The sequence below is a fragment of the Streptomyces sp. NBC_01808 genome (assembly GCF_035917395.1).
Taxonomy (GTDB): domain Bacteria; phylum Actinomycetota; class Actinomycetes; order Streptomycetales; family Streptomycetaceae; genus Streptomyces.
The window spans coordinates 502848-525212 of sequence record NZ_CP109072.1; the positions used below are offsets into that span (position 1 = coordinate 502848).

A 22365-nucleotide genomic window follows, 5' to 3' on the forward strand; every position below is an offset into this window, starting at 1 on the left:
CCGCATGCCCGACTCCACGAACCAGCGAATGCCCCGGCAGGTGGCGGACGCCTACGTCGACGACCTGATCGACCTCGACCCCATCAGCGGCACGATGCTCGGCGTGCCGGAGAGCTCCCGGGCTCTCCCCGACTTCTCCCCCGACGGCCAACAGGCCGTGGCCGAGCTGGGCCGCGCCACCCTTGCGGCCCTCGACGAGGCGGAGCGGCTGCCCGGCGCGGACAGCGACGCGGAGCGCCGCTGCGCGCGGCTGCTGCGGGAGCGGCTGAGCGCCGAACTCGCCGTGCACGACGCCGAGGAGGGCCTGCGGGCCGTCAGCAACATCCACTCCCCCGTGCACCTGATGCGCGAGTGCTTCACGCTGATGCCGACCGAGGGCGAGGACGACTGGTCGGACATCGCCGCCCGGCTGCGCGCGGTCCCGGCGGCGCTCGACGGCTACCGGCGGTCGCTGGCCGCGGGCGTGGACAAGGGCCTGTTCGGCGGGCCGCGGGCGACGGCGACGTTCGTCGGCCAGCTCACCGAGTGGGCGGGCGGGGAGCGGGGCTGGTTCGGCGACCTGACCTCCGCCGGGCCCGAGTCGCTGCGCGGGGAGCTGGACGCGGCGGCGGGCGAGGCCACCGCCGCCGTGGGCGCGCTGCGCGACTGGATGCGCGACGTGTACGCGCCCGCCGCGGCCGGCTCGCCCGACGTCGTCGGGCGCGAGCGCTACGCCCGCTGGTCGCGCTTCTTCAACGGCGCGGACCTCGACCTGGACGAGTCGTACGCCTACGGCTGGTCGGAATACCACCGCCTGCTCGGCGAGATGAAGACCGAGGCCGCGAAGATCCTGCCCGGCGCCGCCACCCCCTGGGAGGCGCTGAAGCACCTGGACGAGCACGGCACCCACATCGAGGGCGAGGACGCCGTCCGCGAGTGGCTGCAGGGGATCATGGACGAGGCCATCGAGGCGCTCGACGGCACGCACTTCGACCTGGCCGGTCCTGTGCGGCGGGTGGAGTCGCGGATCGCCCCGCCCGGCGGCGCCGCCGCGCCGTACTACACGCCGCCCGCCGAGGACTTCTCCCGCCCCGGGCGCACCTGGCTGCCGACGATGGGTGAGACCCGCTTCCCGGTCTACGACCTGGTCTCCACCTGGTACCACGAGGGCGTCCCCGGACACCATCTGCAGCTCGCGCAGTGGGTGTACGTCAAGGACCAGCTCTCCCGCTACCAGTCGACGCTCGGCTGGGTCAGCGCCAACTGCGAGGGCTGGGCGCTGTACGCGGAGCGGCTGATGGACGAGCTGGGCTTCCTCACCGACGCGGAACAGCGGCTCGGCTATCTGGACGCGCAGATGATGCGCGCCGCGCGCGTGATCGTCGACATCGGCATGCACCTGGAGCTGCAGATCCCGGACCACTCCCCCTTCCACCCGGGCGAGCGGTGGACGCCGGCGCTGGCGCAGGAGTTCTTCGGGATGCACAGCGGGCGGCCCGCGGACTTCGTGGAGAGCGAGCTGACGCGCTACCTGTCGATGCCGGGGCAGGCGATCGGCTACAAGATCGGCGAACGCGCCTGGCTGCGCGGCCGGGAGGCGGCGCGCAAGGCGCGCGGCGCGGACTTCGACGCGAAGGCGTGGCACATGGCCGCGCTGTCGCAGGGCTCGCTCGGGCTCGACGACCTGGAGGCCGAGCTGTCGGCGCTGTGAGGCGGCGGTAGGACGGTGTACGGCCGCGGCCCGCGGGGTCGCGGCCGTACGTGTTGCCGGGGCGCGTGGCGCGGTGCACGGTGCGGGGCGGGGGCGGTCAGCGGTCGGCGGCCGTACGGTGCCGTACGTACGAGCCCGAGCGGCCCTTGACGACCTCCAACTGCGCCGGGATCCGCCGGCGCAGCTCCGGCACGTGGCTGACGATGCCCACCGTGCGGTCCCGCTCGCGCAGCGCGTCGAGGACGTCCAGCACCTCGTCCAGGGTCTGTTCGTCCAGGCTGCCGAAGCCCTCGTCGATGAAGAGCGTGTCGAGCCGGACGCCGCCCGCCTCCTCCGCCACCACGTCGGACAGGCCGAGGGCCAGGGCGAGGGAGGCGAAGAACGACTCGCCGCCGGAGAGCGTGGCGGTGTCCCGCTCGGTGCCGGTCCAGGCGTCCACGACGTGCAGCCCGAGGCCGTGGCGCCCCCGGCCGTGGGCGCGCTCGTCGGAGTGCACCAGCGTGAACCGGCCGGACGACATCCGCGCCAGCCGGGCCGTCGCGGCGGCGGCGACCTGTTCGAGCCGGGCGGCCAGCACGTACGACTCCAGCCGCATCTTCCGCTCGTTCTCCGCGGACGTGCCGGCCGCGAGCGAGGCGAGCCGGGCCACCCGGTGGTGCTCCGTACGCAACGGGGCCAGCCGGCACACCCGGTCGGCGGCCTCGGCGGAGAGCCCGGCGAGGGCGTCGCACCGCTCGCGCGCGTTGTCCCTTGCGGTGGCGGCGGTGCGCAGCCGGCCGGCGGCGGCCGCGAACGCCTCCTCTGCGGCGCCGACCGCGGCGGGCGGCCGGGCGGCAGCGGCGGCGGCGCGCGGCTCGGCCAGCGCCTCGGCGACGGCCGCCTCCTCGGCCTGCCACGCCTCCAGCCGCGCCTCCACGTCCCGCAGCACGGCGGGGTCGAGCAGCGCCGCGGCGACCTCCTCGGGGGTCTCGAAGCGGGCGCGGTAGGCGGCGTCTGCGACGCGCGCGTCGGCGTCCTTGCTGCGCTCCGCGGCGGCCGCGGCCTCGCGGGCGGCGCGGGCGGCGACGGCGAGCCGGTCGGCCAGCGACGTGAGTTGTTCCGCGCGCTCCTCGACGCCGGCGGCGCCGCCGCGGGCGGCGCGCACCTCGGCGTCCCGCGCGGCCCGTTCCGCGGTGAGCGCGTCGGCACGTGAGGCGCGGGCGGCGGCGCGGCTCTCGGCCTGCTGCCGGCCGCGCACCCGGCGGGCGTGCTCCTCGTGCGCCTGGTCCAACTGCTCGCGTACGGCGAGCGCGCCGGCGGCCAGTTCGCGGGCCCGCCCCAGCTCCCCCGCCACCTGCGCGACGGCGGCGGCCAGCGCGTCCCTGCTCTCCTCGCCCGCCGCCTCGGCGGCGGCGTCGCGGGCCTGGCGCAGCGAGTCGAGCCGCAGAGCGGCCTCTTCGCGTACGCGCTCGGCGGCCCGGTACGCGGCCAGGGCCTCGTTCTCCTCGCGCTCGCCGACGTGGGTGCCGTCCGCGGCAGCGGGGGCGGGGTGTGCGGCGGAGCCGCAGACGGGGCAGGGCTCGCCGTCGGCAAGCCGGGCGGCCAGCTCGGCCGCCATGCCGTCGAGACGCCGCTCCTTCAGCTCCAGCCAGGTCTCATGCGCCTGCCCGGCGCGCTCGCCCGCGTCGAGGTGCGCGCGCCGGGCCTCGTCGGTCCTGCCGGCCAGCTCGTCGCGGCGCTCGGCCGCGTCGAGGCGGCGGCGCGCGCCGTCGTGTTCTGCGGCGAGCTGTTCCGCGCGGGTGGCCGCGCCCTGGGCCTCGTCGACGCGGCGCCGGAGGCCGCCGCGCAGGGCGTCCCAGTCGTCGAGCCAGCGGGCGGCCTCGCGCAGCACGTCCTCGTCGGCGCGGGACTCCTCGTCCAGCGCGGCGAGTTCGCGGGCGATCCCGGCGCTGCGGGCCGCGGCGGCGCGGGCGGCGTCGAGGGCGCCCAGCTCCTGCCGGGTGCGGGCCTCGTGCGCGTCGAGCTGTTCCGGGCCGCCGCCGGCGACGGTGCCGGGCAGCGCGGCGCGGGCCGCCTCCTCGGCCGCGGCGGCCTGGCGGGCCACGGCAGCCGTCCGGTCGCGCAGCTCCAGGGCGGGTGCCACGGCTGCGGCGTCGCGGGCGCGGCGCAGCTTCTCGCCGAGCGCCGCGCGCTCCTGCCTCCGTTCGGCGAGGGCCTGCTGCCGCTGCCGGGCGTCGGCGTGCAGCCGCTGCAGCCGGGCGAGTTCGCGTACGTCCTGAAGGTGGCTGTCCGCCGCCGCGTGGGCGGACTCGGCGGTGCGCAGGCGCAGCTCCGCGGCGTCCGCCAGCTCGCGGGCGGTGGCGCGGGCGACCGCGGCGTAGCCGAGCACGCCGTCGGCGAGGTCGGCCTCGCCCGGCTTGGCGGCGTCGGGCGACCAGCCGTCCGGGTCGCCGGCAGCGGCCGGGCCGCCGGCCTGCCGGATGCGGTGGGCGAGGTGCAGCAGCCGCTCGTCGCCGTCGCGTACGGCCTCCTGGGAGCGGCGGCGCAGCTCGGCGAGGTGGTCCTCGACGGCGGCGAAGCGGCCGGTGTCGAAGAGGCGGCCCAGCAGCTTCGCGCGGGCTTCCGCGTCGGCGCGCAGGAAGCGCGCGAAGTCGCCCTGCGGGAGGAGGACGACCTGGCAGAACTGCTCGCGGGTCATGCCCAGCAGGCGGCCGATCTCCTCGCCGATCTCCTGGTGCGAGCGGCTCAGGCCGCGCCACTCGCCGGCCGCCGGGTCGTGCTCGCGCAGCAGGCTGGTGGCCCGCTCGGTGGTGACGCCGGCGCCGTTGCGCTTGGGGCGGGGCTGAGCAGGTCTGCGGGTGACCTCCAGGCGGCGGCCCGCGAGGGTGAAGTCGAGCGCGACCTCGGTCGGGGTGTGCGGCTCGGCGTGGTGGCTGCGGAGAGTGCCGCCCTGGCGGACGCCGGGCACGCCGCCGTACAGCGCGTAGCAGACGGCGTCGAGGACGGAGGTCTTGCCTGCGCCGGTGGCGCCCTGGAGCAGGAAGATGCCGGCACCCGACAGGGCGTCGAAGTCGACTTCCTGCGTGCCGGCGAAGGGGCCGAAGGCGGCTACGGCGAGCCGGTGGAGCCTCACCGGGCGGTCTCCTCGCGCGCGTCGGCAGCGCGCACGGCGTCGAACGCGGCGTCCAGCACAGCCCGTTCGTCGGCCGTCGCGGTCGCGCCGGGTCTGACGTGCGCCACGAAGTCCTCCGCGATCTGGCGGTCGTCGCGGCCCTTCAGCCGGTCGGCGTACGACGCGGCGGCGGCCGTGCCGTCCGCGGGCTCGGGGGCGAAGGCGAGGCTGACGACGTGCGGGAAGCGCTCCGCGAGGCGGGCCATCGGCTCGTGCGGGCGGGCGGTGTCGGTGAGTGTGGCCTCGACCCAGGCGGTTTCGAGGGGAGTGAGGGCCGGGTCGGCGAGCAGGTCTGCCAGCCGGCCGTGCAGCCGCGCCAGCGGCCGGGGCACGGGTGCGTTGATGCGCTCGGCGGTGACGGCGCCGGTGGCGTCGAGGTCCACCAGCCACGTCGACTTGCGGTGGGCGGCTTCGGAGAAGGAGTACGCGAGCGGGGAGCCCGAGTAGCGCACGCGCTCGGCGAGGGTCTGGCAGCCGTGCAGGTGACCCAGCGCGACGTAGTCGACGCCGGCGAAGACCGAGGCGGGCACGGAGGCGACGCCGCCGACGGTGATGTCCCGTTCGCTGTCGGAGGCATGGCCGCCGGTGACGAAGGCGTGCGCGAGGACGACGGAGCGGGTGCCGGCCGGGCGGGCGGCGAGGTCGGCGCGCACCCGGTCCATGGCGGCGGAGAGCACGGCGGTGTGGCCGCCGCGGGGCGTGGCGAACTCCTCGCGCACCAGCGCCGGTTCGAGGTACGGCAGCCCGTAGCACGCGACGTCCCCCGCGGCGTCCCGCAGCAGGACGGGCTCGCCGACGCCCGCGGGGTCGGTGCGCAGATGGACGCCCGCGCGGTCCAGCAGCCCGGCGCCGACGCCGAGCCGGCGCGCCGAGTCGTGGTTCCCGGAGATCATGACGACCGGCACGCCGAGCGCCCCGAGCCGGTGCAGCGCCCGGTCGAACAGCTCCACGGCGGCCAGCGGCGGCACCGCGCGGTCGTAGACGTCCCCGGCGACGAGCACGGCCTCGACCCCGCGTTCGGCCACCACCGCGACGAGGTGGTCGAGGAACGCGGCTTGGGCGTCGAGCAGGCTCACCCGGTGGAACGAGCGGCCCAGGTGCCAGTCCGAGGTGTGCAGGAAGCGCATGAGGCCCGACTGTAGCGGCGGGGTACGACAACCCGGGCCGGCACAGGCGTCTCACACGGTGCCGTACACCTCGTCGCCGGGCCGGAGTTCGGCGCTCCCGGCGGTGGCGTCGGCCAGCCAGGAGCGGAAGGCGTCCAGTTCGGCGGCGGGCACGGCGACCTCGATCCCGACGCTCTCGCCGTACGCCACGCCGCGTACGTCGCGCCCCGCGGCGTGCAGGTGGCCGAGCACCTTGCCGGCCCGCCCGTGGTCGACGGTGACGGTGACCAGCCGCATCCGCAGCCGCGTCACGGTGCCGAACGCGTCCACGGCGGCGCCGACCGCGCCGCCGTAGGCGCGGATGAGGCCGCCGGCACCGAGCTTGGTGCCGCCGAAGTAGCGGGCGACGACGGCGACGACGTAGCGCAGCTCGCGGCGGAGCAGCAGTTGCAGCATGGGCAGCCCGGCGGTGCCGCCGGGTTCGCCGTCGTCGCCGGACTTCTGCACGCCGGCGTCGGCGCCGATGACGTACGCGAAGCAGTGGTGCGTGGCGTCGGGGTACGCGGCGCGCACCCGGGCGAGGACGGCCTGCGCCTCGGCCTCCGTGGCCGCGGGGGCGAGGGTGCAGACGAACCGGGAGCGGTTCACCTCGGTCTCGTGCACGCCCTCCCGGGCGACGGTCAGGTACCCCTCGCGCATCCCGCCACCCTAGCCGCGCTCCCGGCCCCCCTCACGCCCGGCCGCCCGGGGAATCCGGGCCGGGCCCGCGTCGTTGCAAGGATCATGTACGCAGACCAGGAGACCATCCGCAGGATTCTGACCTCGACCGGCGACACCTGGGCGGTGGTCGGCCTGTCCAACAACCCCTCACGTGCGGCCTATGGCGTGTCCCGGGTGCTCCAGCGCTTCGGCAAGCGCATCGTCCCGGTGCACCCGAAGGCGGAGACGGTGCACGGCGAGCAGGGGTACGCCTCGCTCGCGGACATCCCCTTCCCCGTCGACGTGGTCGACGTCTTCGTCAACAGGGACCTGGCCGGCGGCGTGGCCGACGAGGCGGTCGCGGTCGGCGCGAAGGCGGTCTGGTTCCAGCTCGACGTGATCGACGAGGGCGCGTACGAACGGGTGCGCGCGGCCGGTCTCGACATGGTGATGAACCGCTGCCCGGCCATCGAGATCCCCCTGCTCGGCTGAGCGGAGGCCGGCGGCGGGGCAGGCGCCGGGGCCGGCGAACCGATCAGGCGCCGAGTCCGTCGAGGACGACGGCGCCGGGCAGTCCGGCCAGCGCCTTGCCGGGGACGATGAGCTTGCCGCGCCGCCGGCCGCTGCCGACGACCAGGTGCGGCGTGTCCGCGACCCGGGCGTCCACGAGGATCGGCCAGCTCTCCGGCAGCCCGAGCGGGGTGATGCCGCCGTACTCCATGCCGGTCTCGGCGGTGGCGGTGTCGGCGGGCGCGAACGACGCCTTGCGCACGCCGAGATGGCGCCGGACGGTGCCGTTGACGTCGACGCGGGTGGTGGACAGCACGACGCAGGCGGCGAGGGTCACGTTCCCGCCGCGCTTCCCGGCGACGACGACGCAGTTCGCGGACTGCTCCAGCAGGTCGTCCCCGTACGTCTCGCAGAAGACGGCCGTGTCGGCGACCTCGGGGTCGGAGTCGACGTGCACCAGCTCGGTGGCGGGGACGGCGCCCTGCCAGCCGCGCAGGGCGGCCGCCACGGGGTCGGCGAGCAGGTCAAGGCGCTCGGTGGCGGGGGCGGCGTCGTCGAAGTCTCCGATGGGTGCGCGCATGTCCGTGACCTTAACCCGCCTCAGCGCGCGGGCGGTACCGAGACCGCCATCACCAGCTCCACCGGGTCCCGCCCCTCGTTCCGGTACGCGTGCGGGGCGCTCGCCTCGAAGCTCGCGGACGTGCCCGCGGGCACCAGGTGCGCCGTGCCGGCGACGACGAGCGTCAGCTCCCCCGCGGTCACGTGCAGCAGCTCGGTGGTGCCCGCGGGGTGCGGGTCGGAGCCGCTGCCGTCGCCGGGCATAAGCCGCCAGGACCACATCTCGAACGGGCCGGGGCTCTGCGTGCCGACGAGCAGCCGGCTGGCGCTGCCGGCCTTCGTCGTCCACATCCGCACGGCCCGGTGCGGCGGCACGAGCTGCACCTCGGGGCCGTGCTCGTAGTCCAGCAGCGTCGTGATGGTGATGCCGAGGGCGTCGGCGAGCTTGACCGTCGTGCCGACGCTGGGGTTCGTACGCGCCTGCTCTATCTGGATGATCATCCCGCGGCTGACGCCGGAGCGGCCGGCCAGCGAGTCCAGGGTGAAGCCGCGCTCGTTGCGCCAGTGCTTGAGGTTCCTGGCGAGCGCGTGGGTGAGGACGTCGAAATCCGCCAAGGCTCCGTCCAACTCCGTCCAATATTTTTGATGCGGCCGTCCAGTGCACTGAACTACACTGCGGAGCACCACAACGTTCATCACAGTGTACTCGGGAGCTTCGTCGTGACCGCACTCTTCGCCTTGGCCACCAGCATCCTCTACGGGCTGGCCGACTTCGGCGGCGGGGTGCTGAGCAGACGCACCCCCGCCCTCACCGTGGTCGTGCTCTCGCAGATCGCCGCGACGGTGGTGCTGGGCGCCGTGGTGGTGGCGACCGGCGCCTGGAGCGAGGCCGGTCCGCTGCTGTGGTTCGCGGTCGCGGCCGGCGTCGCCGGGCCGGTCGCGATGATCTGCTTCTACAGCGCGCTGGCCCGCGGCCCGATGGGCGTGGTCTCGCCGCTCGCCTCGATGGCCGTGCTGGTGCCGTTCGGCGTGGGCCTCGTGGCGTACGGGGAGCGGCCGGGCCCGGTGCAGTACGCGGGCGGTGCCATCGCGCTGGCCGGTGTGGTGCTGGCGTCCGGTCCGGTGCGGGGCGCGCCGGTGGCGCGGCGGACGCTGCTGCTGACGCTGGGCGCGGCGGCGGGCTTCGGCGCGGTCTTCGCCTTCATCGCCGAGGCGTCCACGACAGTCACGGGGCTCTTCCTCGCGCTGTTCGTGCAGCGCGCGGTGAACGTGGCGGTGGGCGGCGCAGCGCTGTACGCCGCGGTGCGCCGGGGCGGGGCGGCGCTGCCGGAGGGCGGCTGGGACACGATACGGGCGGCGGTCCCGGGGCTGGTGTTCGTGGGCCTGGCGGACGTGGCGGCCAACGGGACGTATGCGATAGCCGCGCAGCACGGCCCGGTGACCCTGGCGGCGGTGCTGTCGTCGCTGTACCCGGTGGTCACGGCGCTGGCGGCGCGGGGCGTGCTGCGGGAGAAACTGCGCGCGGTGCAGGCGGCGGGCGCGGGTCTGGCGCTGGCCGGGACGGTGCTGCTGGCGTCGGGCTGAGGCCCTTCGCGGCGCCGGGCGCGGCTCAGAAGTGGTTGCGGACCGTGTAGAGCAGCAGCCCGAAGGCGTGCAGGGACAGCACGACGGCCAGGACGATCCGCAGCTTGCGGTCCGTGATCATGGGGTCCCTCTCCTCGGATGTCGGCCGGTCGCGGTCATGTCGCGGTCTCCAGTGTGCCCGGTGGCGCCGGGCGCAGCGGCGGGTGCCAGCCGGACTCGGGGTTCCAGCGGCGTACGATCCGGGCGGGCGCGCCGGCGACGACCGCGTGGTCCGGCACCTCGCCGCGCACCACGGAGCCGGCCGCGACGACCACGTTGCGGCCGAGCCGGGCGCCGGGCAGGATCAGCGCGCCCGCGCCCAGCCAACTGCCCGCGCCGATCTCCACCGGCGCGGAGCGCGGCCACTGTTTGCCGACCGGCTCGTGGGGGTCGTCGTAGCTGTGGTTGGTCGAGGTGACGTACACGTACGGGCCGCAGAAGACGTCGTTGCCGATGGTGACGGGCAGGTCGGCGATCACGTGGCTGCCCCGGCCCAGCACCACGCCGTCGCCGAGCCGCACGGCGGTGTCCGGGCCGAGCGGGGCGTCGGGCGCGAGGCCGACGGTGAGCGTCACCTGCTCGCCGATGATGCAGTGCGCCCCCAGTTCGATCCGCCGTTCGCCGAAGATCGTGCCCTGCGGGAAGGCGAGGACCGTGCCGGCGCCGAGCCGCCGGAAGCGGTACGGGCCGGGGCGCGCCGCGCTCACCGCGCCGGTGCTCCGCACCCACCGCCAGCCGCGGTGCACGGCACGCGAGAGCAGCCTGCTCGTCACGGAGTTGCGCTGCGGGTTCGGCACCCGGTCACCGTACTCCTCCCGTATCTCGCCTACGCTCTGAGCGAGCGCGGCCGAGGCCCCGGACGGCGACGGGCCGCCGGCGGCTCACCAGGACGTACGACGGCGGGCGGCGCGGGCCGCCGCGAGCACCGGGAGCGGACGACATGTCAGGACGGCCGGAGCCGCTGATCGCGGCGGTGGGCGGGCGGGAGCCCGCGGTGGACCCGAAGGCGTACGTGGCCGCGACCGCGGTGGTGGTCGGGGACGTGGCGCTCGGCGCGGAGGCCAGCGTCTGGTACAACGCCGTGCTGCGCGGCGACTGCGAGTCGATCTCCCTGGGCGCGGGCAGCAACGTGCAGGACAACTGCACGGTCCACGCCGACCCGGGCTTCCCCGTCGTCATCGGCGAGCGCGTGACCGTAGGCCACAACGCGGTGGTGCACGGCTGCACCGTCGGCGACGACGTACTCGTCGGCATGGGCGCGACGCTGCTCAACGGGGCCGTGATCGGCGCCGGTTCGCTGGTGGCCGCGCAGGCGCTGGTGCCGCAGGGCATGGAGGTGCCGCCCGGTTCCCTGGTCGCCGGGGTGCCGGCGAAGGTGAAGCGGCCGCTGACCGACGAGGAGCGCGAGCACATCCGCCTCAACGGCGCGGGTTACGTGGCCCTGACGCAGGTGCACCGCGAGTCCCTGGGCGGCTGAGCCGCGGAATCCGGGGGCGCGGTCGCCGGTGGGGGCCCGGCCGCCGGCGGGTAGGGCACCCGCGGCGGCGGCCGGGGCCGCGACCGCGGCCCTCAGTCGTTGGGGCGCAGCGTCCACAGCACCGTCATCCGCCCGCTGACGGCGCCGTCCCCGCGGACGATGTCGACCTCGACCGGGAACTCCGGCCGCTTCCCGGCGTCGAGTTCGGCCACGACCTCGGCAACCGGCCGGCCCAGCCGCGCCTTGGCGGTGACGTCGCCCCTGGCGACCTTCAGGAAGTCGATCTCCGCCCGCACCGGCAGCGGCACGGCCCGCTCCATCTGGTCGCCGAACGCGGCGAGTACGACTGCGCCCGTCGCCGACTCGGCGAGGGTGAACATCGCGCCGGCGTGCGGGCCGCCGACGTGGTTGCGGTACTCGGGCTGGTCGGGAAGGCGGAGGGTGGCGGCCTCCGGGGTGATCTCGTCGTAGATCAGGCCGAGCGTGCGGACCATGGGGACCGATGCCTGAAGGAGCTCGCCCAGCGGCGGCATGGTGTCTGACATACGGCCACGTTACCAACGGGTAATAAGTGTGGCCACTCCCCTTCGCCAGCTATGTTGTTCCGCATGTGGCCAGGACAGCAGCCCGGGGGCGAGCAGCACCAGCAGCAGCCGAACCCGTACCAGCAACAGCCCGCCCCGCACGGCCCGCAGGGCTACGACGGACAGCAGCAGTACCAGCAGCAGGAGCAGTGGGGCCAGAGCACACCGCCGGGTGCGCCGGTCCCCGGCAAGAGCGGGACGAGTCCCCGCGTGGCCGTCGCCATAATCGGCGCCGTGGCCGTGATCGCCGCGGCGGCCGTGACGGGCGTGGTGCTCCTCAACGAGGACGACGGCGGCGGTGGCAAGGCGAGCCCCGGGGGCGGCGGCGGTTCGCCCTCCGCCTCCTCCTCGCCTTCTCCGTCGGAGAAGCCCGTACTGCAGGACGACCCCGACAACCCGCGCGGCGTCGCCGACGACCAGAAGATCGAGCCGGTCGTCTCCGGCTGGAAGGCCGTCTACAACGCCAAGCGCCACAACGTCTACGACGTGCCGCCGGAGTGGGAGGTGCAGTCCCCGACCATGACCATCGGCTTCGAGGACGACTCCGGCCCGCTGGTGTCGATGACGGGGGCCGCGCTCTACAAGGACGGCATCTGCAAGTACGCCAGCCGCGCGGGCGCCGGCACCAAGGGCGGCATCGGCGCGAAGAACACCAAGGAGGCCGTCGAGAACGAGGCCGGCGCCTGGGCCGAGGCCGCCTTCAACACCAGCAAGAAGGCGACCGTCAAGCAGACCGAGCCGGTGGCGTTCTCCAGCAAGCACGGCCTGAAGGGGCACATGGCCACCGCGACCGTCACCGGCGTGCCGCGCGAGACCAAGTGCTCGGCGGACGGCAAGGTCGTCGCGTTCACCTACACCGACGCCAAGGGCGAGTTCGCCACCTGGGTGCTCTACACCGACACCGGCGTGGACGACGAGGTGCCCGAGGACACCATCGCCAAGATCATGGACAGCCTGCGCCCGTTGGAGGGCTGAGCGCGGCGAATTCCGGTTGCAGCGGGCCGGCGGGCCCGGCATAGTCCGCGGGTGACCCGTCCCACCGCGCCCGACGCCGATTCCCCTCCGGATCCCGTACGGGCCACCGCCGCCGCCTCCGGGTCGGCGCCCCGCCGTCGCTGGGCGGGGCGCAACTACACGCTGCTCTCCCTCGCCGCGGTGATCACCAACCTCGGCGCCTCCGGCGCGCTGATCGCCTCGGCGTTCGCCGTCCTCGAAGCCGGCGGCTCCGCCACCGACGTCGGCCTGGTGGCGGCGGCGCGGACGACGGCGCTCATCATCTTCGTGCTCGTCGGCGGCGCGGTCGCCGACCGGATCCCGCGGCACCGCGTGATGGTCGTCGCGAACACCGTCAACTGCGCCTCGCAGGGCGTCTTCGCGGCTCTGGTGATCACCGACCAGGCGCACGTGTGGCAGATGGTGCTGCTGTCGGCGATCGGCGGTACGGGGCACGCGTTCTTCGCCCCCGCCGCCGAGGGCATGGTGCTCTCCTCGGTCACCGGCGAGCAGGCGGGCCGCGCCTTCGCGCTCTTCCGCGTCGGCATCAACGGTGCCGGCATCGGCGGGGCCGCGCTCGGCGGCGCCATGGTCGCGGCGGTGGGGCCGGGATGGGTGCTGGCCGTGGACGCGGGCGCGTTCGCGGTCGCCGCGGCGCTGCGGGCGTTCCTCGACGTCAGCGGCATCCCCGAACGGCAGCCCGGCGGCAGCATCGTCGCCGATCTGAAGGTCGGCTGGCGGGAGGTGACGGGGCGGCCCTGGCTGTGGTCGATCGTGCTGCAGTTCGCGGTCGTCAACGCCGTGGTGGCCGCCGCGGAGGCGGTCTACGGGCCGTTGGTGGCCCGCGAGCACCTGGGCGGCGCGGGGCCGTGGGGCCTGGCGATGGGCGCCTTCGCCGCCGGGACGCTGGCGGGGGCGCTCGTGATGACCCGCTGGAAGCCGCAGCGGGTGCTGCTCGCCGGGGTGCTGTGCGTCTTCCCGCTCGCGCTGCCGCCCGCGGCGCTGGCGGTGCCGCTGCCGGTGACGTGGCTCGCGGCGGTGATGTTCGTCTCCGGCGCGTGTGTCGAGGTCTTCGCGGTGGCGTGGATGATGGCGCTTCACCAGGAGATCCCCGAGGACAAACTGTCGCGGGTCTCGTCGTACGACTGGCTGGGCTCGATCGCGCTGATCCCGGTCACCACCGCCCTCGCCGGGCCGATGCAGGACCTGGTGGGCAGGTCGGCGGCGCTGTGGGGCTGCGCGGCGCTGGTGGTCGCGCTGACCGCGGCGGTGCTGTGGGTGCCGGACGTACGGCAGTTGCGACGGCGTACGGAGCACGCGGCGGCCGGATCCGCGGGCACGGACGGCGGGAACGGCACGGACGCCCGGGACGGTACGGGCGGGGGCGCGGACGCGGAGCAGCCGGTGGATCAGCCGATCGTGAAGGCGCCGTCCGGCGGCTCGGGCGACGGCACGGCGTCGGCGTCCCCGACCGGCTGAGCGCCCGCCATCAGCCGCCGCAGCGCCGGCCCGTACTCGACGCGGGCGGGGAACGGGTCGGCCGCGGTGCGCCGGGCCAGCTCCGCGAGCGGCAGCCCCCGACCGGCCTCGGCGCCGTGCTTGGCCGCCACCACCAGGATGTTGCCGAAGCGGCGGCCGCGCAGCACCGGCGGCTCGGCGATCAGGCACAGCTCGGGGAAGACGGCCGCGGCGGTGGCCAGTTGGGAGCCGAGGAAGCGGAACGGCGCGCTGTCGGCGAGGTTCGCGACGTACAGCCCGTCCGGGCGCAGCGCGCGGGCGGCGGCGCCGACGAACTCCAGCGACGCGACGTGCGCGGGCACCCGGGCGCCGCCGTAGACGTCGGCGATGACCAGGTCGCAGCTCGCCGCCGGGCGCCGCTCCAGTGCGGCGCGGGCGTCGAGGGCCCGTACGGTGACGCCGCAATCCCGTGGCAGCGGCAGGTGCTCGGCGACCAGGGCGATCACCCCGCGGTCGGACTCGGCGACCTCCTGCCGGGAGCCGGGCCTGGTCGCCGCCACGTACCGGGGCAGGGTCAGCGCGCCGCCGCCGAGGTGCACGGCGTCCAGCGGGCGGCCGGGCGGGAAGCCGAGGTCCACGACGTGCGCGAGGCGGCGCACGTACTCGAACTCCAGGTGCGTGGCGTCGTCGAGGTCGACGTACGACTGCGGGGCGTCCTCGACCGTGAGCAGGTACGCGCGCGGGCGGTCGACGTCCGGCAGCAGCCTCGCGGTGCCGCCGTCCACGGCGGCGACGACGGGGACGGGCTCCTCCACACCGGCCATTGTGGCGGAGGAGGCCCGCCTTCCGTACCCGGATGCGCGGATGCGCGGGTACGGAAGGCGGGCGGCGGGCCGGGCCCGGCTTACGCCGGGTCAGTCCAGCCCGGTGACGGTGCCCGCGCCGACGGTGCGCCCGCCCTCGCGGATCGCGAAGCCGAGCCCCACTTCGAGCGGCACCTCGCGGCCCAGCTCGACCGTCATCGCGACGGTGTCGCCGGGCCTGGCGACGGCCGTCCCGCCGAGGTCGACATCGCCGACGACGTCCGCGGTCCTGATGGAGAACTGCGGCCCCCCGGCCCGGGGAGTGGCGGGGCGGTGCGGCGGGCTCAGAGGTGCTTGAGCGCCTCGCGTACGGACAGCGGGGACAGTTCGGCGCGGTGGTCGTCGACGAAGGCACGGACGGCCCGCGGGTCGGTCTTCGCGTACTCGCGCAGGCACCAGCCGACGGCCCTGCGGACGAAGAAGTCGCGGTGGCCGGCGCGGCGCAGGCAGTAGCCGAAGAGCCGGCCGGCGTCGGTGGCGTCCTTGAAGCGCAGTTGGTGCAGCAGGGCGGTGCGGGCGACCCACAGGTCGTCGTCCTCGATCCACTCGTCCATGGCGCCGGCCAACGCGGGATCGGCGGCGACGAGGCCGCCGACGACATGCGCGGCGAGCGCGTCGACGGTGTCCCACCAGGAGGTCGTGACGACGAGGTGGCGTACGGCGGGCAGCGCCCCGGAGGAGCAGCGGCGCACGTGGCGGCGGAGGTAGTCGACCGCGAAGTAGTGGTACTCGCGCTCCGGCAACCGCCAGCAGCGCAGCGCGATCGCCACGCAGTCCGCCTCGGCGGGAGGCGCCGTGCCGGCGAGGACGGCGCGGGACAGCTCACGGCGGCGGGGCGCGGGGATGCCGAGGAACGGGGCGACGCCGCACAGGTAGGCGGCCGACCGCGCGGCGAGCGCGGGGTCCGCGGCCGCGGGGTAGGCGGCGGTGAGGCGGTCGAGGACGGTGTCGGCGAGAGGACTTCCGGGGACCACCGGGACGCCTGCGCCGGCCGCGGCCTCCGGGGCTGCCGGGGCGTCCGGGGCTGCGGCGGCGCCGGGGTGCTGCTGGGCCATGACGCCCACGATAGCGACCGGAGTTGAGGGGGACGCCACGGTGCGGTGACGGCGCCGTCGGTTAGGCTCCCACCGTGCCCGAAACCGCAGAGGCGCCCGTCGCCGGCCGCGCCGTCCGCTGCGGCCGGGCTCTGCTGTCCCCCCGCTCACGGCTCGCCCTTCTCCTCGTGCTGCTCGCCGGCGCGGCGGTCGTGGTGATCGTGTGGCGGCCGCACCGGCTGCTGGTCGACGGCCTGCCGCCGCAGTTCACCGGTCTGTCCGCGGTGCTTCTCTTCGCCGTTGCGTACGGGCTGTGCACCGCGGCTCTCGTACCGCGGCCGCTGCTCAACCTCGCCTCCGGCACGCTCTTCGGCGCCCAGGCGGGCCTGGCCGGGTCGGTGTCGGGCACGGTGCTGGGCGCGGGCGTCGCGTTCGGGATCGGCCGGCTGCTCGGCCAGGACGCGCTGCGCCCGCTGCTGCGCGGGCGGCTGCTGACGGCGGCGGACCGGCAGCTCAGCCGGCACAGCTTCCGCTCCATGCTGGTGCTGCGCACCTTCCCCGGCGTGCCGTTCGCGGGCGTGAACTACGCCGCCGCGGTCTCCCGGATGAACTGGACGCCGTTCCTGGTGGCCACCGCCGTGGGCTGCGTGCCGAACACCGCCGCGTACGTGATCGCCGGCAGCCGGGCCTCCGACCCGCTCTCCCCGGTCTTCCTCGGGGCCCTCGGCTTCATCGTCGCCAGCATGGCGGGCGGCGCCGCGGTCGCCATGCGCCGCCGCCGGCGCTCGGGCCGCCGGGCCGCCCCGGGCGGAGTGATCTCTTCCGCCACGCCCGCGGAAGAGCCCGCCGCCGGCCCCGCGGCCATGGCCGCAGCCGACCCTGGGGCCACGCGCCTCATCTCGGGGCCTTAACATCTCCTCCAACCCGTCAGCGAACTCAAGGACATGTGCAGCCCCGTATGAGCTGGTTCGAAGCAGTCATCCTCGGACTCGTCCAGGGGCTGACGGAATTCCTGCCGATCTCCTCCAGCGCCCACCTCCGGCTCACGGCGGCCTTCGCCGGCTGGGAGGACCCGGGCGCGGCCTTCACGGCGATCACCCAGATCGGCACCGAGACCGCCGTGCTGATCTACTTCCGCAAGGACATCGCGCGGATCGTCTCCGCCTGGTTCCGCTCGCTGACGAACAAGGCGATGCGCTCCGACCACGACGCCAAGATGGGCTGGCTGGTCATCGTCGGCTCGATCCCCATCGGGGTGCTGGGGCTGACGTTCCAGGAGTCGATCGAGGGCCCGTTCCGCGATCTGCGCCTGATCGCCACCACGCTCATCGTGATGGGCCTGCTGCTCGGCTTCGCCGACTGGCGCGCCTCCACCGGCGGCGGCCGGCACCGCGCTGCCGTGCAGCGCAAGGAGCTGAAGGACCTCAACACCCGCGACGGCCTGCTCTTCGGCTTCGCCCAGGCGCTGGCGCTGGTGCCGGGCGTCTCCCGGTCGGGCGCGACGATCACCGGCGGCCTGTTCCTGAACTACAACCGCGAGGCCGCGGCCAGGTACTCGTTCCTGCTGGCCATCCCCGCGGTGCTCGCCTCCGGGCTCTTCGAGCTGAGGAAGGTGCCCGGGGCGACGCACATGAACTGGGGCGCGACCGTGGCCGCGACCGTTATCGCGTTCCTTGTCGGATATGCCGTAATTGCGTGGTTTATGAAGTTCATTACAACGCGGAGTTTTGCCCCCTTTGTGATCTACCGCGTGCTGCTGGGCATCCTCATCTTCGCCCTGGTCGCGGCCGGCGCCCTGGAGCCGGACGCCGGCGACACGGCCCACTGACCCGCACGGGCCGGCGGCAGTGCCGCGGCGTCAGAACGACGCCTCCCTCAGGCCGTCCTCCGCCGCGCCGCGGCTGAGGACGGCGGCCCGTACCCGCGCGTGGACGTCCGGGTACGTCTCGGGCGTCGCCGGCACCACGCGGAACGGCGGCCCCGTCTCCGCGTGCTGGGCCAGGAACTCCGCGCGGGTCACCTGCCAGCCGTCGCGGGCGGGGGTGAAGGTGAAGCGGGCGGCGGAGCCCTCGTTGCCGCGGTACATCGACGGGATGAAGCTGGCGACCTGGTCGCCGAGGCCGTAGACGACCCAGGTGCCGTTGACCTTCTCGTACGGCTGCGGCACGTGGTTGTGGGTGCCGACGATCAGGTCGATGTCCTTGCGGCCGCCGCTCCGGGAGCGTGTCAGCCGGTCGGCGAGCCGCCGCTGGGCGAGGTCCGGCTCCTGCTGCCACTCGGTGCCCCAGTGCACGCTGACGACGACCACGTCGGCCCCGGCACGGCGGACCGCGCGGGCGTCGGCGACGACGCGGTGGGGATCGAGCATCGCCAGGGACCAGGGTGCGTCGGCGGGGACGCCGGCGTTGCTGCCGTAGGTGTACGAGAGGTGGGCGACCCGGGCGCCGCCCGCGGACAGCAGTGCGGCGCGGCCGGACTCGGCGCGGGTGCGGGCGGTGCCGGCGTAGCGCAGGCCGGCGTCGTCGAGGGCGTCCAGGGTGCGGCGCACGCCGTCGGTGCCGGAGTCGAGCGCATGGTTGGAGGCGGTGGAGCAGCCGTCGTAGCCGACGTCGCGCAGGGCGGCGGCGAGTCCTGGCGGGGACTGGAACGACGGGTAGCCGGTGAACGGGCCCTCGCGCGGCCCGAGCGGGGTCTCCAGGTGGCAGAGCGCGAGGTCCGCCTTGGCGACGGTGGGCGCGACGGCGGCGAACATGGGGCGGAAGTCGTAGTCCTCTCCCCCGGCGTCCGTGGCCGCCTGCGTCATGATCGAGGGGTACGGGATGACGTCGCCGGTCGCCAGCAGCGTGAACGGGCGGGCGTCGGGCCCGGGTCCGGCCGCGGCGGGCGCGGCGGACCGGTCGGCGGGCGCGCAGCCCGCGGCGAGCAGCGCCGCGGCGGCGGCGAGTGCGGTGGCGGTGCCTGCGGCTGCGGTGAGCCGGGTACGGCGCCGGGACATGGGCGCCCCCTTCGTACGGTCGGAGCACGAACGGGAAGCAGCTTGCCCCTTTTCGTGCGATCAACCGCTTATTACTCTGGCCTTGTCCGGCGTACGGGTGGCGAAATCAACCCGCCCGGCCCACCTCGCGGACGATCCGCTCGCACAGCTCGTGGGTGGCGAGCGCGTCCCGCGCGCTCAGCACCTCCCCCGCCCGCACCGCGTCCAGGAACGCGAGCACGACCTGCTCGATGCCGCGCTGCCGGGCCACCGGCACCCAGTCGCCGCGCCGCCGGACGCTGGGCTGGCCCTTGTGGTCCACCACCTCGGCGAGATTGCGGACCTCGCGCTTGGTGTCCTGTCCCGACACCTCCAGGATCTCCTCGGCGGAGCCCGACAGCCTGTTCATCGCGCCGATGGCGGTGAAGCCGTCACCGGACAACTGCAGGACGACGTGGTGCAGGAGCCCGTCGCGGACGCGGGCGCGCACGTCGACCTGCTCGACGGGGCCGGGGGCGAGGAAGCGCAGCGTGTCCACGACGTGGATGAAGTCGTCGAAGACCATCGTGCGGGGGTCCTCGGGCAACCCGACGCGGTGCTTCTGCAGGATGATCAGCTCGCGCGGGTGCTCCAGGCACTGCGCGTAGCCGGGCGCGAAGCGGCGGTTGAAGCCGGTCATCAGCGAGACGCCACGCTCCTCCGCGAGCCGTATGAGGCATTCGGCGCCCGCGAGGTCGTACGCGAGCGGCTTGTCGACGTAGACGGGGATGCCCGCCTCCAGCAGCGCGGTGGCCAGCTCGACGTGCGCTTCGGTGGGGGCGTGCACGAACGCGGCGTCGAGGCCGGCGGCGAGCAGCGAGCCGAGGTCGCGGTGGCGGTGCGTGTGCGGGATGCGGTGGGTGCCGCCGACGCGGTCGAGGGTGGCGGGGGTGCGGGTGTGCAGGTGCGGCTCGACGCCGGGCAGCGAGGCGAGCACCGGCAGGTAAGCCTTCCGCGCGATGTCGCCGAGCCCTATCACGCCGGCCTTCAGGGGCGTGGCTCCCGTGGTCATGTGCGCTCCCTTCCCCGGTCGTCGGCCCGCGGACCGCCGCGGCGCAGGAGGACCTGCGTCAGGGCGCCGCCTGTGCGGGGGAAGCATACGGGCCGCCCTGGTCGGCGCCGCCGCCGGGCGGCCGCCAGTCCGCGATGCCGTCGAGCCCGCGCAGTACGACGCGGGGGCCGAGCAGGCTGACGCCGCGGATGAGGGCGTTGCGGGTGCGTACGGCGAGGGGCCCCGTCAGGTTGATCAGCCGGCCGGCGCGGGCGGAGCGCAGCGCCACGGCGCGGGTGCGCGGGAGGCGGTCGCGGGTGTAGCGCTCCAGGGCCTCCGGTACGGCCGCGGGGTCGGCGGCGGCGTGGTGGGCGAGGACGACGCCGTCCTCGACGGCCTGGTTGCCGCCCTGGCCGAGGTTCGGGGTCATGGCGTGGGCGGCGTCGCCGAGGAGCGCGACCCGGCCGCGGTGGAAAGCGGGCAGCGGCTCGGCCAGCCAGCGCACGTCGTGGTGGAGCACCTGGCCTGGTTCGACGGCGGCCAGGATGGCGGGCACCGGGTCGTGCCAGCCGGCGAAGCGGCGGCGGAGTTCGGCCAGTTCACCGTCGGGGGAGCGGCGGCCCGCGGGCGCGACGGCGGCGGCGTACGCGTACACGCGGCCGTCGGCGAGCGGCTGCGAGCCCCACAGCTCCCCGCGGCCCCAGGTCTCGTGCGGCGCGAACGCGGCGGGCCGCGCGGGCAGGACCAGCCGCCAGGTGGTGAAGCCCGCGTACGCGGGGCCGGTGTGGTCGGGGAAGAGAACGCGGCGGGCGGCGGAGCCGATGCCGTCCGCGGCGACGACGAGTTCGGCCTCCAGCACGCCGTCCGGCACCGCGACGCGCGCGGGCCGGCCGGGGCCGCCCGGGTCCTCGACCTCGGCGGCGGCTTCGGTACGGATCGCGCCGGCCGGCAGCCGGGCGGTGAGCAGCGCGGCGAGGTCGGCGCGGTGCACGAGGGCGATGCCGCCGCCGAAGCGCTCGGCCAGGGCCGCCGCGTCGGTACGGGAGAGCCAGCGGCCCTCCGGCGTACGCAGCCCGCCGCTCCCCTCCCAGGCGGCGAGGTCGCGCACGGCGTCGCCGACGCCGATGGCGTCCAGGGCGCGCTGGGCGTTGGCGGCGAGGGAGATGGCGGCCCCTACGGGCTCGATCGAGGCGACCTTCTCCAGGACGGTGACGGACCAGCCGCGGCGGTGCAGCGCGGCGGCGGCCGTGAGCCCGCCGGGTCCTGAGCCGATGACGAGGGCGCGCGGCTGCTTCAAGGGAGCCTCCCGGAACTACACCTGTAGTTACGCGGCCGAGGGTAGCACGCGCGCAACTACGGATGTAGTGAGGGCCGCCGCGGGCGATAGGTTGGGGCCGTGCCCGACCCGAACACCCCTGCCCCTGCCCCTGCCCCCGCCGCCGGTCCGCCCGCGGCCACCGCGTCCCGGCAGGAGGTCATCGCCGACGCCGCCATCGCGCTGCTCGCCGAGCGCGGCATGCGGGGCCTGACCCACCGCGCCGTGGACGAGGCCGCGGGTCTGCCGCAGGGCTCCACGTCCAACCGCGCCCGCACCCGGGCCGCCCTCCTCGAACTCACCGTCCAGCGCCTCGCGGAGCGCGAGGGCGGGGTGCTGGGCGTCGGCGAGCTGCCCCCGCCGGCCGCGGATCCGGGGCCGCTCGCCGACGCGCTGGCCGGACTGCTGCACCGCTTCCTCACCCGGCACCGCACGCTGCTCGTGGCCCGCTACGAAGTCGCCCTGGAGGCCAGCCGGCGCCCCGAGCTGCGGGCGATCTACGACCGCGCGGGCACCACGTTCGCCGACGCCGCCCACGCGCTGCTCGCGGCCTGGGGCTCTGCCGACCCGGAACGGCACGCGCAGGAACTCATCGCCTGGACCGACGGCATGATGTTCCTGCACACGGCGGGCCGGGTGACCGGGTCGCGCACGCCGACCAGGGCGCGGCTGCGCGCCGGGTACGAGGACCTGCTGCGCGGCATGCTCGGCGGCTGACCGCCGGGCGGTGGCGGCAACTCCGCGGAACGGGCATCACCCTTGCGGGGAGTAGCGGGGCGGCGCCCGGCGCAGCAGTGTGGCCGGGTGCACTCCACTCCCGCCGCCGGCGCGCTGCTGACCGGCCTCACGACGCTCGCCGCCGTCGCCGGCTGCGTCACCGTCTCCCCCGACCCCGTCACCGGCTCCGGCACGGGGACCCGAACCGGCCCGGGCGCCGCGTGGCCCGCCACGTCCGCGCCAGGGCCCGCCGCGTCGCCGCTGCCGGGGCGCGAGGAACTGGCGACGATCAGCCCGGTGCCGCACCCACGACGCACTTCCGCGGCACCGGCACCGTCCACGGGCGCGGCACGGCCGGGCGTATCCGCGCCGGGCGACGACCCCCCGCCGGCGCCGGAGACACCGGCCCCCCGTACGGCCCAGGGCCGCCCGGCCCGTACGGCACAGCCGGCCCCGCCGCCCCCGACGTCGGCCGCCTCCGGCGGGGCCGGCGATCTGTGCGCCCTCGCCGGGGACTACGGCCGCTGGGCCCCGGGCAGCCGGGAGGACGCGGCCTGCGCGGAGTACTTCGAGCGCTAGGCGC

22 protein-coding genes and 1 pseudogene are annotated in these 22365 nt (G+C 75.6%); 10 read left to right on the plus strand and 13 right to left on the minus strand.

The genetic code is table 11. The features are described 5' to 3' along the window. The first annotated feature begins 4 nt into the window (after window positions 1-4). On the plus strand, window positions 5-1690 hold the full coding sequence (locus OG946_RS01905) for a DUF885 domain-containing protein (protein WP_326794406.1): 1686 nt from the start codon (window positions 5-7) through the stop codon (window positions 1688-1690). A 97-nt stretch (window positions 1691-1787) separates the two neighbouring features. Here OG946_RS01905 and OG946_RS01910 read toward each other — a convergent pair whose 3' ends face one another. The 3 genes from OG946_RS01910 to OG946_RS01920 are packed head-to-tail and all read right to left on the minus strand — an operon-like array spanning window position 1788 to window position 6646. Beyond that, complete coding sequence (locus OG946_RS01910) at window positions 1788-4802, minus strand: SMC family ATPase (RefSeq protein ID WP_326794407.1); 3015 nt, start codon at window positions 4800-4802, stop codon at window positions 1788-1790. After that, on the minus strand, window positions 4799-5968 hold the full coding sequence (locus tag OG946_RS01915; protein WP_326794408.1) for an exonuclease SbcCD subunit D: 1170 nt from the start codon (window positions 5966-5968) through the stop codon (window positions 4799-4801). The genes OG946_RS01910 and OG946_RS01915 overlap by 4 nt, the downstream gene beginning before the upstream one ends. 51 nt (window positions 5969-6019) lie before the next feature. After that, entirely contained in the window at window positions 6020-6646 is a 627-nt protein-coding gene (locus OG946_RS01920) for a YigZ family protein (protein ID WP_326794409.1), read from the minus strand. Window positions 6647-6730: 84 nt separating this feature from the next. On the opposite strand from OG946_RS01920, the gene OG946_RS01925 reads away from it, so the two are divergent. Continuing rightward, a complete protein-coding gene (locus OG946_RS01925; RefSeq protein WP_326794410.1) occupies window positions 6731-7138 on the plus strand; it encodes a CoA-binding protein in 408 nt (135 codons plus the stop codon). A gap of 43 nt (window positions 7139-7181) precedes the next feature. Here OG946_RS01925 and OG946_RS01930 read toward each other — a convergent pair whose 3' ends face one another. Beyond that, window positions 7182-7736 carry a YbaK/EbsC family protein gene (locus OG946_RS01930; protein ID WP_326794411.1) on the minus strand — a complete coding sequence of 185 codons (555 nt, stop codon included), beginning with the start codon at window positions 7734-7736 and terminating at the stop codon, window positions 7182-7184. A gap of 20 nt (window positions 7737-7756) precedes the next feature. Beyond that, a complete protein-coding gene (locus OG946_RS01935; protein ID WP_326794412.1) occupies window positions 7757-8329 on the minus strand; it encodes a helix-turn-helix domain-containing protein in 573 nt (190 codons plus the stop codon). Between the two features lie 105 nt (window positions 8330-8434). Here OG946_RS01935 and OG946_RS01940 point away from each other — a divergent pair, with 105 nt between their 5' ends. Beyond that, entirely contained in the window at window positions 8435-9298 is an 864-nt protein-coding gene (locus OG946_RS01940) for a DMT family transporter (RefSeq protein ID WP_326794413.1), read from the plus strand. 155 nt (window positions 9299-9453) lie between these two features. On the opposite strand, the gene OG946_RS01945 is transcribed toward OG946_RS01940, so the two are convergent. Then, window positions 9454-10158: an acyltransferase gene (locus OG946_RS01945; RefSeq protein WP_326800117.1), complete on the minus strand. Its 705-nt coding sequence runs from the start codon at window positions 10156-10158 to the stop codon at window positions 9454-9456. Window positions 10159-10277: 119 nt separating this feature from the next. On the opposite strand from OG946_RS01945, the gene OG946_RS01950 reads away from it, so the two are divergent. Then, window positions 10278-10814: a gamma carbonic anhydrase family protein gene (locus OG946_RS01950; protein WP_326794414.1), complete on the plus strand. Its 537-nt coding sequence runs from the start codon at window positions 10278-10280 to the stop codon at window positions 10812-10814. 92 nt (window positions 10815-10906) lie between these two features. Here OG946_RS01950 and OG946_RS01955 read toward each other — a convergent pair whose 3' ends face one another. Further along, entirely contained in the window at window positions 10907-11359 is a 453-nt protein-coding gene (locus OG946_RS01955; protein ID WP_326794415.1) for a DUF4442 domain-containing protein, read from the minus strand. A gap of 63 nt (window positions 11360-11422) precedes the next feature. Between OG946_RS01955 and OG946_RS01960 the strand changes: the two genes are divergently transcribed. Further along, window positions 11423-12373: a hypothetical protein gene (locus tag OG946_RS01960; protein WP_326794416.1), complete on the plus strand. Its 951-nt coding sequence runs from the start codon at window positions 11423-11425 to the stop codon at window positions 12371-12373. 51 nt (window positions 12374-12424) lie between these two features. Further along, entirely contained in the window at window positions 12425-13870 is a 1446-nt protein-coding gene (locus tag OG946_RS01965) for an MFS transporter (protein ID WP_326794417.1), read from the plus strand. Here the strand turns inward: OG946_RS01965 and OG946_RS01970 are convergent. The 3 genes and pseudogenes from OG946_RS01970 to OG946_RS01980 form a co-directional block, all read right to left on the minus strand. Beyond that, on the minus strand, window positions 13801-14664 hold the full coding sequence (locus OG946_RS01970; protein ID WP_326794418.1) for a spermidine synthase: 864 nt from the start codon (window positions 14662-14664) through the stop codon (window positions 13801-13803). The genes OG946_RS01965 and OG946_RS01970 overlap by 70 nt on opposite strands. Before the next feature lie 99 nt (window positions 14665-14763). After that, a pseudogene (locus OG946_RS01975) lies at window positions 14764-15060 on the minus strand (elongation factor Tu); the annotation flags it as partial. After that, window positions 14997-15767: a DNA alkylation repair protein gene (locus OG946_RS01980; RefSeq protein WP_326794419.1), complete on the minus strand. Its 771-nt coding sequence runs from the start codon at window positions 15765-15767 to the stop codon at window positions 14997-14999. The pseudogene OG946_RS01975 and the gene OG946_RS01980, both read right to left, overlap by 64 nt. Window positions 15768-15841: 74 nt before the next feature. Between OG946_RS01980 and OG946_RS01985 the strand changes: the two genes are divergently transcribed. Next, the gene (locus OG946_RS01985) at window positions 15842-16657 is read left to right on the plus strand and encodes a TVP38/TMEM64 family protein (protein ID WP_326794420.1); all 816 of its coding nucleotides are present in this window, start codon (window positions 15842-15844) and stop codon (window positions 16655-16657) included. Between the two features lie 47 nt (window positions 16658-16704). Beyond that, window positions 16705-17574, plus strand: a complete 870-nt coding sequence (locus OG946_RS01990) for an undecaprenyl-diphosphate phosphatase (protein WP_326794421.1) — start codon at window positions 16705-16707, stop codon at window positions 17572-17574. 30 nt (window positions 17575-17604) lie between these two features. On the opposite strand, the gene OG946_RS01995 is transcribed toward OG946_RS01990, so the two are convergent. The 3 genes from OG946_RS01995 to OG946_RS02005 all read right to left on the minus strand — a co-directional run bounded on the left by OG946_RS01995 (window position 17605) and on the right by OG946_RS02005 (window position 21047). Continuing rightward, complete coding sequence (locus tag OG946_RS01995) at window positions 17605-18741, minus strand: CapA family protein (protein ID WP_326794422.1); 1137 nt, start codon at window positions 18739-18741, stop codon at window positions 17605-17607. Window positions 18742-18847: 106 nt separating this feature from the next. Beyond that, on the minus strand, window positions 18848-19750 hold the full coding sequence (locus OG946_RS02000; protein WP_326800118.1) for a Gfo/Idh/MocA family protein: 903 nt from the start codon (window positions 19748-19750) through the stop codon (window positions 18848-18850). A gap of 79 nt (window positions 19751-19829) precedes the next feature. After that, entirely contained in the window at window positions 19830-21047 is a 1218-nt protein-coding gene (locus tag OG946_RS02005; protein WP_326794423.1) for an FAD-dependent oxidoreductase, read from the minus strand. Between the two features lie 99 nt (window positions 21048-21146). Between OG946_RS02005 and OG946_RS02010 the strand changes: the two genes are divergently transcribed. Both OG946_RS02010 and OG946_RS02015 read left to right on the plus strand, forming a co-directional pair. After that, entirely contained in the window at window positions 21147-21782 is a 636-nt protein-coding gene (locus OG946_RS02010) for a TetR/AcrR family transcriptional regulator (protein WP_326794424.1), read from the plus strand. An 87-nt stretch (window positions 21783-21869) separates the two neighbouring features. Beyond that, the gene (locus tag OG946_RS02015; protein ID WP_326794425.1) at window positions 21870-22361 is read left to right on the plus strand and encodes a hypothetical protein; all 492 of its coding nucleotides are present in this window, start codon (window positions 21870-21872) and stop codon (window positions 22359-22361) included. Window positions 22362-22365 lie beyond the last annotated feature (4 nt).

What these genes read in the sequence shown, in the direction of transcription:
- OG946_RS01905 (WP_326794406.1), top strand. Translation starts at nt 5, where the DNA reads ATGCCCGACTCCACGAACCAGCGAATGCCCCGGCAGGTGGCGGACGCC.
- OG946_RS01995 (WP_326794422.1), bottom strand. Translation starts at nt 18,741, where the DNA reads ATGTCCCGGCGCCGTACCCGGCTCACCGCAGCCGCAGGCACCGCCACC.
- OG946_RS01950 (WP_326794414.1), top strand. Translation starts at nt 10,278, where the DNA reads ATGTCAGGACGGCCGGAGCCGCTGATCGCGGCGGTGGGCGGGCGGGAG.
- OG946_RS01930 (WP_326794411.1), bottom strand. Translation starts at nt 7,736, where the DNA reads ATGCGCGCACCCATCGGAGACTTCGACGACGCCGCCCCCGCCACCGAG.
- OG946_RS01925 (WP_326794410.1), top strand. Translation starts at nt 6,731, where the DNA reads ATGTACGCAGACCAGGAGACCATCCGCAGGATTCTGACCTCGACCGGC.
- OG946_RS01920 (WP_326794409.1), bottom strand. Translation starts at nt 6,646, where the DNA reads ATGCGCGAGGGGTACCTGACCGTCGCCCGGGAGGGCGTGCACGAGACC.
- OG946_RS01955 (WP_326794415.1), bottom strand. Translation starts at nt 11,359, where the DNA reads ATGTCAGACACCATGCCGCCGCTGGGCGAGCTCCTTCAGGCATCGGTC.
- OG946_RS01980 (WP_326794419.1), bottom strand. Translation starts at nt 15,767, where the DNA reads ATGGCCCAGCAGCACCCCGGCGCCGCCGCAGCCCCGGACGCCCCGGCA.
- OG946_RS01990 (WP_326794421.1), top strand. Translation starts at nt 16,705, where the DNA reads ATGAGCTGGTTCGAAGCAGTCATCCTCGGACTCGTCCAGGGGCTGACG.
- OG946_RS01915 (WP_326794408.1), bottom strand. Translation starts at nt 5,968, where the DNA reads ATGCGCTTCCTGCACACCTCGGACTGGCACCTGGGCCGCTCGTTCCAC.
- OG946_RS01960 (WP_326794416.1), top strand. Translation starts at nt 11,423, where the DNA reads ATGTGGCCAGGACAGCAGCCCGGGGGCGAGCAGCACCAGCAGCAGCCG.